The organism is Myxosarcina sp. GI1 (assembly GCF_000756305.1).
Lineage (GTDB): Bacteria > Cyanobacteriota > Cyanobacteriia > Cyanobacteriales > Xenococcaceae > Myxosarcina.
On sequence record NZ_JRFE01000028.1, the window covers coordinates 127,642 to 143,701 of the forward strand.

4 protein-coding genes are annotated in these 16,060 nt (G+C 39.7%); all 4 read left to right on the plus strand.

Annotated elements, in window-relative coordinates:
* Positions 1-52 precede the first annotated feature (52 nt).
* The 4 genes from KV40_RS33600 to KV40_RS32420 all read left to right on the plus strand — a co-directional run bounded on the left by KV40_RS33600 (position 53) and on the right by KV40_RS32420 (position 16,053).
* Positions 53-3,118 carry a PhnD/SsuA/transferrin family substrate-binding protein gene (locus tag KV40_RS33600; protein WP_072013871.1) on the plus strand — a complete coding sequence of 1,022 codons (3,066 nt, stop codon included), beginning with the start codon at positions 53-55 and terminating at the stop codon, positions 3,116-3,118.
* Between the two features lie 29 nt (positions 3,119-3,147).
* Complete coding sequence (locus KV40_RS22625; RefSeq protein WP_036486276.1) at positions 3,148-9,039, plus strand: hybrid sensor histidine kinase/response regulator; 5,892 nt, start codon at positions 3,148-3,150, stop codon at positions 9,037-9,039.
* A gap of 69 nt (positions 9,040-9,108) precedes the next feature.
* Positions 9,109-11,892, plus strand: a complete 2,784-nt coding sequence (locus KV40_RS22630) for a hybrid sensor histidine kinase/response regulator (RefSeq protein ID WP_052055840.1) — start codon at positions 9,109-9,111, stop codon at positions 11,890-11,892.
* Between the two features lie 198 nt (positions 11,893-12,090).
* Positions 12,091-16,053, plus strand: a complete 3,963-nt coding sequence (locus KV40_RS32420; RefSeq protein WP_052055841.1) for a CHASE domain-containing protein — start codon at positions 12,091-12,093, stop codon at positions 16,051-16,053.
* Positions 16,054-16,060: the final 7 nt, after the last annotated feature.

The window sequence follows — 16,060 nt, forward strand, 5'->3', positions numbered from 1 at the left end:
AATTGCTAAACACGATTGCGATAGTTAGCAATTTTACGGTCATAAAAGCATAATGAAGCATAATTTACGATTCGATCGCGTTAAATTATCGATATTTTTAGTTTTTATAGGTTCGGTAGCAACAGCTTGTTCCTTGTTTGTTACCAACATTCCCTGGGAAACTAATAAATCTGAAAGTATATCTATAAATAAAGCGATCGATGAAGATTTTGGAGCGACACCTGATTCAAAAGTGTCAACTATTAAGGTTGGCGTGATGGCAATTAGAGGTGTTAATAAAACGCTTCAGAAATGGCAAGCTACTATCGATTATCTAAACCAAAAAATTCCCGATCGCACTTTTGAGTTAGTGCCGTTAGAGTTCGACTCTATGGAGGAGGTAATTGCCAGACAAGAAATTGATTTCGTTCTGCCCAATCCTGGGATGTATGTAGAGTTGGAATGGGTATACGGAGCGAGACGTATTGCCACCCTGCAAAATCTACGCCTGGGCAAACCCTATACTCAGTTTGGAGCGGTAATCTTTCGTAGAGCCGATCGCCAGGAACTTCAAGAATTAAGAGATTTGAAGGGCAAAAAGTTTATGGCAGTTAGTGAAATTGCCTTTGGCGGTTGGCAAATGGCATGGGAAACCCTGTTAGAAAATGGAGTCAATCCCTATCGTCATTTTAAAGAGCTTCGCTTTGGCGGTAGTCATGATGCAGTAGTCTATGCCGTACGAGATGGAACTGTCGATGCGGGAACGGTTCGCACCGATACTTTAGAAAGAATGGCTAAAGAAGGCAAAATTAATCTGCAAGATTTTGTCGTTCTCCATCAGCAAACGCAATACAAAAAAGAGTTTCCGTTTGCTTTAAGTACCAAATTATATCCAGAATGGCCCTTTGCGAGTTTACCCCATACTTCAGCAGAGTTAGCAGAAAAAGTTGCTATTGCTTTAATTGAAATGCCTTCAGATACGCCCGCGGCGATCGCAGGTAAATATTATGGCTGGACGATACCCGCTAATTATCACCTCTGTCACGAAACTCTACGCACCTTAAAAGTTCGTCCCTATGAAGATTGGGGAAAATTAACCTGGAAAGAAGTTATCTATTTATATCGCTACTGGTGGCTGGGATTTGTGAGTTTGGGAATTATTACGATCGCTTATAGTGCTATTTATCTCCTACACCGCAAACGTAATGAAACTGTATTATTGCACACTCAAGAGGAATTAAGAACGTCCAAACAACTATTCCAGCTGGTGATGGATAATATTCCCCAGTACATTTTCTGGAAAGATCGTAACTTTTTATATCTAGGCTGCAATCAGAACTTTGCTAAAGCGGCAGGCTTGGAAAATCCAGAACAAATTATTGGCAAAAACGACTACGAACTACCTTGGAAAAGGGAAGAAACAGACTTTTTTCGAGAATGCGATCGCCGAGTAATGGAATCTAACACTGCTGAATTGAGTATAGTAGAACCACAACTTCAAGCAGATGGCAAACAAACTTGGGTGGAAACTAATAAAGTTCCCCTTCACGATGCAGACGGCAATGTTATAGGTATTTTGGGGACTTATCAAGACATTACAGTTCGCAAACAAGCAGAAATTACTCTCCAACAGTCAAAAGAAGAATTAGAAACTCGCGTTCGTGAAAGAACTCGTGAATTAATAGAAGCCAAAGAAAAAGCAGAAGTAGCCAACCAAGCCAAAAGCGAGTTTCTTTCTAATATGAGTCACGAACTGCGGACTCCTCTCAACGGTATTCTTGGCTATGCTCAAATCTTAAAGCGCGATCGCTCCCTGACATCACATCAAAGCAGCAGTTTGCAAATTATTAAAGATAGTGGCGAACATCTATTAACTCTTATCAACGATATTCTAGATTTATCTAAAATCGAAGCTCGCAAACTAGAACTTAACCCTACAGATATTCACTTTAAAAGTTTTTTATCTGGTATAGAAAACATTGTCAAAATGCGGGCGATCGCCAAAGGCATTGAGTTTAAATGTCGGGCTTTAACTCCTTTGCCGACTGGCATTATAGCTGATGAGAAGCGTCTCAGACAAATTTTACTTAACTTGTTGAGTAATGCCATAAAATTTACCGATGTTGGCGAAGTAACTTTAAATGTAAATGTTATTAACGGCAAAATTAGTACACAGCAGCAAGAGAATAGTAATTCAAACTTACAAGTTTTTCGCTTTGAAGTAATCGATACTGGAATTGGAATTGCTCCTCAACAGCTAGATAAAATTTTTCAAGTCTTCGAGCAAGTAGGAGATAAAAAACGACGAGAAGAAGGCACGGGATTGGGTTTGTCTATTTGCAAACAGTTAGTCAAACTAATGGGAGGCAAGCTTCAAGTTCGCAGCGAAATAGACAAAGGTTCGACTTTCTGGTTTGACGTGATTTTACCTATAGTCGAAACGGTAGCTAAAAACACGGTGAAACAACAGCATCGGCAAATTGTCGGTTATTTGGGTCAGAAAAAGCACATTCTAGTAGTAGATGATAAAGAAGAAAACCGCTTGGTATTACAAAATATGCTCCAACCGTTGGGGTTTGAAATAACTTTAGCGGAAGATGGTCAAAAAGAAATCGATCTGGCTCTAAAAATTAAACCCGACTGTATTTTGACCGATTTGGTTATGCCAGTTAAAACAGGATTTGAGGCAGTTAAAGAAATTCGTAATCTTCCAGCTATCAAAGATGTAGTTATTATTGCTATTTCTGCTAACGTTCTCGATCTTGATGTACAGAAAAGTCAAATCATGGGTTGCGATCTCTTTTTACCCAAACCTGTAGATGAATCTAAATTACTGACCATTTTGCAAGAGTATCTACAGTTGGAATGGATTTATGAAGAAACTACTCAATCCGAAACTGTTCTTTCAATAGCTTCTCAATCAAAAACGCCACAAAATTTTGTCATACCACCTCAAAAAGAAATTGAAATTTTATATGAATTAGCTCTACTCGGCAGCATGAAAAAAATTATCGAAAGAGCCAATTACCTGCAAGAAATAGACAGTAATTATGCAACTTTTGCCAACGAACTACAGGAATTAGCTAGAGGATTTCAAGAAAAAGCGATTGTCAATTTGGTAGAGCAGTATCTGCCATAAATTTGTTTGTAATTATATTTCTTAAAATTATGCTAGAAGGTTATCAAATTGTCAGACAGATTTATGAAAGTGCTAATTCTATAGTTTATCGGGGAATTAGAAATAGCGATCGCGCTCCAGTCATTCTTAAAGTTCCACAGGAAGAATATCCTACACCAGAAACCATTACTCGTTATCGACAAGAGTACGAAATAACTCGCTCTTTGGATAATTTGGGAGTAATTAAAGTTTATGACTTGCAACCATCTGGACATCGGTTGGCAATAGTATTGGAAGATTTTAGCGGCGAATCTTTAAAGCTATTATCAGAACAAACTGCTTTCGAGCTAGAAGAATTTTTAAAAGTAGGGATTAAAATTGCCGCTAGCTTAGCAGCAATTCATCAAGCTAACATCATTCATAAAGATATCAACCCCAGTAACATCGTCTTCAATCGCGAGACTGAAGAATTAAAGTTAATTGACTTTGGCATTGCTACGGCTTTCTCGCGGGAAAATACAAGTTTAAAACATCCCAACGGTTTGGCAGGAACCCTGGCATATATTTCCCCCGAACAGACAGGGAGAATGAATCGAGTTTTAGATTATCGTACGGATTTTTACTCTTTGGGAGTAACATTCTACGAAATACTGACCCGACAATTACCATTTGCTGCTGGTGATGCGATCGAGTTAATTCATTCACACCTGGCAAAACAACCCATACCGCCACATCAAATAAATCCTGCCATTCCTCCAATAGTTTCTAGAATTGTCTTGAAACTATTGGCAAAAACTGCCGAAGAACGCTATCAAAGCGCGATCGCTCTAAAGCTAGATCTAGAAAAATGCCTGACTCAGTGGCAAAATACGAGGCAAATAAGTAATTTTCCTCTGGCAGAACACGATATTTTCGATAAGCTACAAATTCCGCAAAAGCTCTATGGTAGAGAACGAGAACTTGCTACTTTACTGACGGCTTTTGAGAGAGTAGCAGATCTAAGAAACAGTAGTTTAGAAATAGTTTTAGTAGCTGGCTATTCTGGCATTGGTAAATCGGCATTAGTGCAAGAACTCTATAAGCCAATTACTCGCCAACGCGGATACTTTATTAGTGGTAAATTCGATCAGTTTCAGCGCAATACTCCTTATGTAGCCATTGCTAACGCCTTTTCCAGCTTGATGCGACAACTGCTAACCGAAAGCGAAGCAGAACTAAGTCGCTGGCGCGAAAGATTGATGACTGCGGTAGGAGTTAACGGACAAGTTATTGTTGATGTCATTCCAGAAATTGAAGCAATTATTGGCAAACAAGCAGCAGTAGAAGAATTAGGCGCAATCGAAACACAAAATCGTTTTAACTTAGCTTTTACCAATTTTATTGTTGCTTGTTGTCAACCAGAACATCCGATCGTGTTATTTTTAGACGATCTTCAGTGGGTCGATCTAGCTACTCTAAAGCTCATCGAACTAATTACCAGTGAAGCAAAAGTTAATAGTTTATTGTTAATTGGGGCATATCGCGACAATGAAGTAGATGCTTTACATCCTTTAAATGTGAGTCTCAATAAAATTCGCTCTACCCAGACTCAAATTAGTTGTATTGATTTAAAACCTTTAGATTGCGATTGTCTTAATATTCTCGTTGCCGATACTCTGCATCAAGAGCCTAATTTAGTTAAACCTCTAGCAGAACTGATTCTGCAAAAAACTTCGGGTAATCCTTTTTTTGTCGGTGAATTTATTAAAACCCTCTACCAGGAAGAATTAATTTACTTCGATTATCAACAACTACAGTGGCAGTGGAATTTACAGTCGATCCAAGCTCGGGAAATTACTGATAATGTCGTCGATCTAACTATTGCCAAGCTAAGAAATTTTTCCTTATCCACCCAAAACACCATAGCTTTAGCTGCTTTTATCGGCAATGAGTTCGATCTGCCAACTTTGTCTTTAGTAGCCAAAAAATCTTTACCAGAAACATTTGCCGATTTAGTTTCCGCACTACAGGCGGGGTTAATTATCGCAACCTCTAATCTAGTAGCGATCGCTACAGAGTTACTAATTACTAACTTTAAATTTGGACACGATCGCATCCAGCAAGCTGCTTACGAACTAATTCCAGCAGCAGAAAAGCCAGCTACTTACTTAAAAATCGGTCGCCTACTGTGGCAAAATACCCCACCAGATAAATTAGAGGAACGTATTTTAGATATTGTCGATCGCCTAAATTTAGGGATCGAACTAGTTACAGATAAACAAGAGCGCAAAAAAATAGTCCGTTTAAACTTTATAGCGGGCAAAAAAGCTATGTCCGCTGCGGCATATCAAGCAGCTTTAGATTATTTGCAAACGGGAATAAATTGGTTGTCGATTAATAGCTGGCAAAGCGATCGCCATCTAACCTACAATCTCTACCTTGAAGCAATGAAAGCAGCATTTTCGGCGACGAAGTTCGAGCGGGCAGAAGCTTTGGGAGAAATTATTCTTAAATTTGCAGCTAATGTACTAGAGCAAATTGCTGTTTATGAATTAAAAATTCTGATTTATATCGCTCGCAATCAAAAATCAGAAGCAATAGAAACGGGTTTAAAAGCTTTAGAGACATTGAATATCCCACTTGCTGTTTGGGATGGTAATTTACCCCAACTTCCTACCCTTGAAGAATTGGCGCGAATGCCAGAAATGGAAGATCGCTACAAACTTAAAGCCTTAGATCTAATTGTTAGTATCGTTCCACCCGTACACCAGAGTCAGCCAGAATTATATCCTCGCGTGGCTCTAACAATGATCGAACTTACTCTAGAGTTTGGCAAATCGCCTTCGGCAGTTAAGTCTTTAGGTACTTATGCTTTGTTTCTCAGTACGGCAGTAGGAGATATCGAGACTGGCTATCATGCTGGCAGACTAGCAGTATCTATACAAGAGCAGTATCGAGTTAAAGAATTAGAAGCACGAGTGGCATTATTAGTTAACGTTTTTGCCGATCCTGGTAAAGTGCATTTGCAGCAAACCTTTGACTCTATCGAACAGGGCATTATTAGTGGTTATCAGGTCGGACAGCTAGAAATGGCTAGTTACTGCATTATGGGCTATATTTTCCATCTGTTTTTAGCCAATCGCAGTCTGAAAAACATTATCAAACAGCATCAACAGTATGTTGAGTTGTTGCTTAAAAGCAAACAGCAGCATTCAATTGATTTCTGTCGAATTTGGCAACAGGTGGCTTTGAATTTTGCTAATTCAGCCACAGATAAATTATCTCTTAGCGGAGCAGCCTTTGACGAAACTAAAATGCTACCCGTGTTCGAGCAAGCGAATAATCATCAGTTACTGTTTACTTTTTATCTGGCTAAATTAATCCTGTCGTATAACTTTAGAGACGATCGAGCAGCGTTCGTTTATGCAGAAAAAGCCGCACTTTATGCACAAGCTCCTTTTGGACTACCAATGCTTACTACGTTCACTTTTTATCAATCTCTAGCGTTGTTAGCCCAATATTGCCAATGTAACTCAGATGAACAGACTCAAATTTTATCTTCAGTAGAAGCAAACCTAAATAAAATGCAGTATTGGGCAAAGTGTTGCCCTGAAAACTTTTTACATCAATATTATTTAGTGGCAGCAGAAAAGGCGCAAGTATTGGGAGAAAACTGGCAAGCAGCAGAACACTATCAACAGGCTTTGGCAGCAGCAAAAGAAAATGGCTATCTTCAGCAACAGGCTTTAGCCGATGAATTGGCAGGAGAATTCTATTTGGCTCACGGGATGGAGAAAATAGCCCAAACCCATTTACAAGATGCCCATTACATTTATACTCTGTGGCAAGGTACCGCTAAAGTCGAAGATTTAGAAGCTCGTTATCCTCAGTGGGTAACTAAACCGTTACCAGGTAGCGAAACGCTCGAAATTAATACTTTTACTACCGGTCGACATAATATTGACGAAGCAATCGATCTGGCTGCAGTAGTTAAGGCTTCTCAGGCAATTTCTCAAGAAATAGTTGTCTCTGACTTTCTAGATAAACTTCTGGCGATCGCCATCGAAAATGCTGGAGCGCAAACTGGAGTTTTGCTAATTAAACAAGACGAACAACTAATCGTCGAAGCACAAAAATCAACTGAGGAAGACGAATTTAAAGTGGGAACAGTTTCAATCGCTGCCAGAGCCAACTTTCCTCAATCTTTGATCGACTATGTGATTCGCACTCAGCAGGCTGTAGTGTTAAATGACGGCGTAACTGGTCAAGACGAATCGGACTTAGACTTTACTGCCGACCCTTATATTCGCCAATATCGACCAAAATCTAGCCTCTGCACTCCAATTATTAATGGCGGAATTCTCAAAGGCTTAATTTATTTAGAAAACAACCTCACTATAGGGGCATTTACCGCTCAACGTTTAAAGATTCTGCGCTTGTTATCGGCTCAAGCAGCAATCTCTATTGAGAATGCCAAACTTTACCGACAGCTAGAAGATTATTCCCATACTTTAGAAGCCAAAGTCGAACAGAGAACCAAAGAACTACAACAGGCGAAACAAGTTGCCGAAGTAGCAAGCCAGGCAAAAAGTGAGTTTCTCTCGAACATGAGTCACGAATTGCGGACTCCCCTCAACGGCATTCTTGGCTATGCTCAAATTCTCAAACGCGATCGCCATTTGAGCGAAACTCAAACCGAAGGACTAAAAATTATCCATCAAAGCGGCAATCACTTACTCACTTTAATTAACGATATTCTCGATCTGGCTAAAATTGAAGCTCGTAAATTGGAACTCTATCCCAACAAAATTAATTTACAGGCATTTCTTGAAGGAGTTATCGGCATTATTAAAATGCGAGCTTTAGAAAAAGACCTCTTATTTGTCTGTGAGAAACCTACAGCTTTACCTTCAGGTATCCTAGCCGACGAAAAACGCTTGCGACAGGTGTTAATCAATCTTTTAGGTAATGCGGTTAAATTTACCGAACGGGGACGAGTAACTCTTAAGGTTAGCAGTATCGGTATAGAGCAAAAAGAACGCCAAACGCTGCGTTTTGAAGTTATCGATACTGGCGTGGGGATGACACCCCAACAGTTAGAAAAAATCTTTCAGCCTTTCGAGCAAGTAGGAGATGCTAAACAGCGCGCTATGGGAACTGGTTTGGGCTTAGCTATTACCAAAGAACTGGTGGAATTGATGTCGGGAGAACTACAGGTTAGTAGCGAACTGGGTAAAGGCTCTAATTTTTGGTTTGAGGCTACTTTCCCCGTGATTGAAGCTGCTACGGTAAGCAAATCGGAGGTTGTCGGCAGAATTATCAATTATCGCGGCGATCGCCGTCAGATTCTCATTGCCGATGATAGAGAAGTCAATCGTTCGCTGCTAGTCAATCTGCTCGAACCTTTAGGATTTGAAACTAGCACAGCAGAAAATGGACAGCAGGTAATTGAGCTTACCCAAACCTTAAAACCAGATCTAATTATTACCGATCTGGTAATGCCTGTAGTCACGGGTTTAGAAGCCGCACAAAAGATTCGCCAAATTCCAGAAGTTCGACATACGCCAATTATTGCTGTCTCTGCCAGCGTTTTAGAAGTCGATCGCCAGAAAAGTCAACTGGCTGGATGCGATGCCTTTTTAGCCAAACCTATCGACGAAGAACAGCTACTTTTGCTGCTGCAAGAGTATCTAAAGTTGGAATGGATTTATGAGGAGATAGAACCAACTATTTCTAAGTCAGTAGCAACTGAAGCCGAATCAATAAAAGCTCCGCCACCAGAAGAAATGGAAAAGCTCTACGAGCTAGCTATGCTGGGCAGCATGAAGAAAATCAAAGAGCGAGCGATGTATCTAGAGGAACTAGACAAACAATACGCGCCTTTAGCTGCCAAACTCAAAAATTTAGCCGATGGGTTTCAGGAAAAGGCAATTGTCAATCTAATCGAGCAATATAGACCCTGAAACAATAATTGTTAGTTTTAAAAGCTTTGACAACAAATCATAAATTTTAAACTTGAAATTAAGAAATAAATGAGTCGAAAAATTAAAACCACAACTGTTAGAGACAAGAAAAATAAAATCTTTCAACTGCCAAAGAATTTACCAATCTCTTATCTATTAGTCATTCCATTCGTACTAGAAATTTTTGCCGTTGTCGGTATAGTTGGCTATTTTTCCTTTCGTAACGGACAGCAAGCGGTAAACAAACTGGCTACTCAATTACAAACAGAAGTAAGCGAGCGAGTGACACTGCATTTAGATAATTATTTGGCAACTGCCAAACATATTACTCAAATTAATGCCAGGGCGATCGAACTTGGCTTAATCGATCTTAATGACTATCAAACTTCTGGTCGCTATTTTTGGCATCAAATACAGACTTATCAGAATGTAGGATACATCGACTATATTTTGCCTACAGGAGAGTATGTTGGTGCTGGTCGTTGGCTCGAAGGTCGCGGTGTAACTATCGATGAAATATCCGCCAGAACTAATTGGAATTCTTATACATACACCACAGATCCCCACGGCAACCGTACCGAAATGGTTTATGAGTCTGACTACGCTCCTTTAGAAGAAACTTGGTACCAAGAAACAGTTAAAGCCAAAAAGCCAATTTGGAATCAAGTTTATGCCTGGGAAGATTTCCCCGATATTTTATCAGTTGCTACTAGCTTTCCCGTATACAACAGTGACAGTAGCCTAATTGCGATTGCGGGAGTAGATTTACAGCTTAAAGGATTTAGCAGCTTTCTACGCAACTTGGAAGTTAGTCCTTCAACCAAAATATTTGTCATCGAGCCAAATGGTTTAATTATTGCTGATTCTAGTAAAGAGCCGCCCTATAAGTTTGAAAACGGCGAGGCACAACGTCTAAAGGTTTTTGCCAGCCAAGATCGATTAATTCAAGCTACAGCCAAACAACTTCAGCAGCAATTTGGCAGTTTCGAGCGAATCGATCGAGAGCAACGGTTAGTATTCGATCTCGATGGTAAAAAGCAGTTTGCCAAAGTAACGCCCTGGCAAGATGAATTGGGTTTAGATTGGCTGGTAGTCGTAGCCATGTCCGAATCAGATTTTATGGCAGAAATTAATGCTAATAGTCGCACTACAATCTTTTTGTGTCTTGCTGCTTTAATAATGGCGATTATTTTGGGCTTGAAAACTGCTAGCTGGATAACCAAACCCATTCACCGTCTCAATGATGCCAGTAGCGCGATCGCCAAAGGAGATCTAGAACAAACGATCGAGATTCGGGGAGTTAAAGAACTCAATATTTTGGCTGGTTCATTCAATCAAATGGCAAGTCAGTTAAAGATTTCTTTTGCCAAACTCGATCGCATCAATCAAGAACTAGAACATCGTGTCGAAGAACGTACTGTCGAATTTTTAAAAGCCAAAAAAACAGCAGAAACAGCCAGTCGAGCTAAAAGTGAATTTTTATCTAATATGAGTCACGAACTGCGGACACCGCTCAACGGGATTCTTGGCTATGCCCAAATTTTGCAGCGCGATCGCTCTCTAACATCACAACAAATTCGAGGAATTAACGTTATTTATAGTAGTGGCAATCATTTGTTGACTTTAATCAATGACATTTTAGACATATCTAAAATCGAGGCTGGTAAGCTAGAGCTATTTAATACCGATATCGAGTTAGAACCTTTTTTTGCTGGTTTAGAAGATATCGTGCGGATGCGAGCCATCGAAAAGAACATTTCTTTTGCCTCTCAAGCTGTTACACCTCTGCCTACAGGCATTATTGCTGATGAGAAGCGATTGCGACAAGTATTGCTCAACTTATTGAGTAACGCCATTAAATTTACCGACACGGGTGAGGTAATTTTAAAAGTAAGTGCCAGTTATGCTACAGCAACGGAGGAGAGCAACCTACAAACTTTTCGTTTTGAGGTTGTAGATACGGGTATCGGCATGAATCCTCAACAGCTAGATAAAATCTTTCACGCCTTCGAGCAGGTAGGCGATCTCCAACGACAACAAGAAGGAACGGGCTTGGGTTTGGCGATTAGCAAACAGCTAGTCGAACTGATGGGCGGAAAACTTCAGGTTAGCAGTGAATCAGGCAAAGGTTCGACCTTTTGGTTTGAAGTTGTGTTTCCCGTCATTGAGATGAAAAACAGAAAGGCGATCGAACGGCAAAATCGCCAAATTGTCGGCTATCAAGAAGATTCAAAACATATTTTGATAGTTGACGACCGTGAAGAAAATCGCTTGGTATTACAAAATATGCTCGAACCATTGGGGTTCAAAATTACTTTAGCCAAAGATGGTCAACAAGAAGTAGATCTGGCTTTAAAAACTAAACCAGATTGTATTTTGACCGATTTAATGATGCCAGTAAAAAGTGGTTTTGAAGCAGTCAAAGAGATTCGCAGATTTGACTCGTTTAAAGATGTAGTTATCATTGCTATTTCTGCTAGTGTCTCAGATGCAGAACGCCGACAAAGTCGATCGTTTGGTTGCGATGACTTTTTGCCCAAACCAGTAGAAGAAGTGAAACTACTGGCTGCTTTACAGAAGTATTTACAGTTGACCTGGATTTATGAAACCAAAGCCAGCTTGCAGAACGAGTCAGTAGTAACTGAAGCTGTCTCGCTAAAAGCTCCGCCACCAGAAGAAATGGAAAAGCTTTACGAGCTAGCAATGTTGGGCAGTATGAAGAAAATAAAAGAACAAGCAATGTATTTAGAGGAATTAGACCAAAAATATGCTCCTCTAGCTGCCAAACTTAAAAATTTAGCTAATGGATTTCAGGAAAAAGCAATTGTCAATCTAATCGAACAATTTTTGTAGTTTTTAGACTCATACTTGGGAATTATTAAAACATATCTTTTATAGCAAACGGACTAGTAGGCAAGAACATCACAGTTTTATTCAAAAGGCAAAATACAATGGTTAGCATGATTTCAAAGTGTTTTATTTTTTACTTTGACTGCTATAACTACTCTATTTTTAAAGATTAAATTAAGATTCCAAACTGAAAAAAACTCGATGAAACGTTGGCAAGCAAAACTATTTAGAATCACTAAAATTGATAAAGCTTTCTCTACTGCCGTAACTTTAACTTTTATTACGGGGATTTCCTGTAGCGCGATCGCATCTTTTATTGTTTGGCATTTCGAACAAACAAAAATTACTTATCAATTCGAGCATCAGGGAGCGAATGTTGCTGCTGCAATTAATAATAAACTAGAGCAAAATTTACAAAATTTGCAGTCGATAGTCAATTTTTATCATGCCTCAGATAAAGTGACTAGACAAGAATTTCATCAGTTTGTCCACAATTACATAATAGATAATCCCGAAATCGAAGCTTTGAAATGGACACCTCGTGTAACTCAAAAAGAGAGAGAAACCTACGAACGAGCCGCCAGACTCGATGGCTTAACCCAGTTTGAAATTACCGAACGCGATCGCAGCCAGCGAATAATTAGAGCCAAATCGAGAGCGGAATATTTTCCTGTCTATTATGTTAATTCCAAAAAAGACGATAAGTCGGGACTGGGTTTTGACCTGGCTTCTCAACCGTCTTTGATGGAAGCGATGTATGTAGCTAGAGATACAGGTAGGGCAATCGCTACTGCACCGATTATCCTGAAGCGAGAAAACGGTGTACTCCAGAAAGGTTTTTTAGTTTTCTTGCCAGTTTATTACAATCACGGCTCTACCGATACAGTTGCCGAACGCCGTCAGAATCTTGAAGGTTTTGTTGTTGGAGTGTTTAGATTGGGGGTTATTGCAGATCTTGCCAGGTACGATCTTCAAGCTACCGATATCGACCTTGTAGTAGCTGACGAATCTGCTCCCCTAGAAAATAGGTTGTTTTACACTTCTGATTCTTCTCTAAAGCTAGAAGCAACTAAAAATATTGCTTCTTATCGCTCCTTACAGCAGCAGTTTCTATTCGATTCCGCCAATCGTCGTCTCTCAATAACTATTATTCCTGCTTCTGGATACTTCCAAGAACGTATGACGTTCAGACCTATATTAGTTTTAAGTAGTGGCATATTACTGACAGCGATTTTGGCTTTCTATTTGCAAGAAATGCTTAAAGTCAGGAATAAATTACGGACTCAAGAGAGTATAGCGGAGCGAAGCGCGAGAGATTACCGAAAAGTAGCAGTAAGATATCGCCGTATTGTTGATAATGTAGCTGAGGGAATTTTTATTTGTACCCAAGAGGGCAAATATTTAAACGCAAATAATGCCTTAGCTAATATATATGGCTATGATTCTCCCCAACAGCTACTTTCAGAAATTAAAAACGTCGAAACCCAACTTTTTGTCAATCCCGAAGATTGGCGCAAATTAATCGCAGCAGTGAAAAAAGATCGAACCGTTACTAATTTTGAGTGCCAGGTTTATCGCGCTGACGGCAGCAAAATTTGGACTTCTATTAATATCCATTGGCTTAGCGATCGCAATAACTCGGAAATTTATTATGAAGGCACAGTTACCAATATTACTGCCCGTAAGCAAACCGAACAACTGTTACTTCAAAGCAATAATTTACTTACAGGAATCAGCCAGGCTCAAACAAGATTTATCAAAGATGCCGAGCCAAAAATTTTATTTGATGGGCTGCTAGAAAATCTCTTGCAAATTACCAATAGTGAATACGGCTTCATCGGTGAGATTTTATATACGGAAACACAAGAGCCTTGCATAGAGGCATATATGAAAGTGCGAGGCAAACCATATCTTAAAAGTCACGCCATTACTAATATTGCCTGGAACGAAGAAACGCGCAAATTTTATGACGAACACGCACCGCAGGGAATGGAATTTCACAATCTCAAAACTCTGTTTGGACAAGTTATGGTTACTGGCAAACCCGTAATTGCTAACAGTCCTAGTACCGATCCCAGACGGGGAGGATTACCTGACGGATATCCACCACTAAATGCTTTTTTGGGGTTGCCATTTTACAGTCGCGATCGCCTGTTAGGAATGGTGGGAATTGCCAATCGCCCTCATGGTTACGATACTGAGTTAGTAGAATATCTAGAACCTTTTTTAGCTACCTGTAGCAATATTATTGAAGCTTATCGCAGCGAAACCAAACGCCAGCAGGTAGAAAAGGCACTAAAAGAAAGCGAAGAACGCTATCGAGCGATTGTAGAAACTGCTAATGAAGGTATTTTGCTATTAGATAGCAATGGTCAGATTCGCTTTGCCAATTCTAAAGTTTCCCAAATGTTGGGCTATGGCAAAGATGAACTCATCAGGCGATCGCTGTTTAATTTTATGGATAAACAGCAAAAGATCGAGAAAACACTTACCAATCTGGAATTGGGCATGACCAAAAATTACGACCTCCAATTTCGTTGCCAAGATGGTTCTAAGCTTTGGACATTAGCTTCTTTTAGTTCGATCTTTGATAGTAGCTTCCAGTCTACAGGTATTTTGGCAATGATTACCGACATTAGCGATCGCAAACAGACAGAGCTAGAACTAGCCGCAGCCAAACAAACAGCAGAAATTGCCAGTCGTACCAAAAGTCATTTTCTATCTAATATGAGCCATGAATTACGCACTCCTCTCAATGGTATTCTCGGCTCGACTCGCCTGTTGAAAAGCCATTTGAAAGCCATGTCTAGCGGTAATAGTGTTTCGACTGTCGATTGTCAAAAAAACTTAAATACTATCGAAACTAGTGGTAGTCATTTGTTAGGTTTAATTGAAGATATTCTCGAATTTTCGCGCATTGAAACTGCTCCTGTTAAGCTCTATCCCACACGGATCGATCTTGTCGCTTTTCTGACTGATATTTGCAATACATTGCGATCGCGCATCACGGTAAAAGGTCTGACCTTTACTACAGAAATTCCACGTGACTTACCTTATGGTATTGAAGTAGATCGCCAAAGACTCAAGCAAGTTTTACTTGAGTTATTTAATAATGCCATCAAGTTTACCGACCTGGGACGAATAACTTTCAGAATTGTGGTCATCGACTATTGTGAATTCTTGCCGACACCTTCTAATAGCGAAGTTAACTTACAAGATTATATTACCCTTCGTTTTGAAGCGATCGACACTGGTGTTGGGATCGGTAGCGATCTCCTGACTAAAATATTTCAACCTTTCGAACAGCTAGGAGATATTCATAACAAAGCTGCTGGAACGGGTATCGGACTGACTATTGCCCAACAGTTATTACATTCAATGAATAGTAAGTTGAAAGTTACCAGCTGCCTGGGTATGGGTTCTACTTTCTGGTTCGATCTAACTCTGCCAACCCTCAAAACAGGCATTTCAAAAACAGAGAAGCCAATTGAAGTTAACTCTATAGTTGGATATCAAGGTAAAAAACGCCGACTTTTAATAGTAGACAATCGAGCAGAAAATCGCTTGTTGTTAATAAATCTGCTCGAACCTCTAGGTTTTGAAGTGTTTACCGCTGAAAATGGACAGCAAGAAATTGGGCTTGCTAAAAAAATCAAACCCGATCTAATTTTGACCGATTTAATTTTACCGCTCAAAACTGGATTTGAAGCGGTGCAGGAACTCAGACAAATTCCTTACTTCGAGCAAACACCAATTATTGCTATTTCTAACAGTGACCTGGAACCAGAGCGAGAACAAAAGCGGATTGCTGGTTGTGATGCTTTGTTAGCAAAACCGATTGATGAAAGCAAGCTATTAGCTTTGTTACAAAAGTATTTGCAACTGTCATGGATTTATCGAGACGAGCTAGAAGCAGTTGCGATCGCACCCGAACCAGATAGCGTTCCCAAATCTGTAGATTCAATCGTTCCACCAGTTGAAGATCTTGAATTTTTGTATGAATTAGCAATGCTTGGCAGCATGAAAAAAATTCGTCAATGGGCAGTTTCTTTAGAAGAATTAGATATCAAATACAAGCCTTTTGCCGACAAACTCAAAAACTTGAGTCAGAATTTTGAAGAGAAGGCAATCGTCAGTTTAGTCGAACAATATCTTCATCAATAAACAAGAT

What these genes read in the sequence shown, in the direction of transcription:
- KV40_RS33600 (WP_072013871.1), top strand. Translation starts at nt 53, where the DNA reads ATGAAGCATAATTTACGATTCGATCGCGTTAAATTATCGATATTTTTA.
- KV40_RS22625 (WP_036486276.1), top strand. Translation starts at nt 3,148, where the DNA reads ATGCTAGAAGGTTATCAAATTGTCAGACAGATTTATGAAAGTGCTAAT.
- KV40_RS22630 (WP_052055840.1), top strand. Translation starts at nt 9,109, where the DNA reads ATGAGTCGAAAAATTAAAACCACAACTGTTAGAGACAAGAAAAATAAA.
- KV40_RS32420 (WP_052055841.1), top strand. Translation starts at nt 12,091, where the DNA reads ATGAAACGTTGGCAAGCAAAACTATTTAGAATCACTAAAATTGATAAA.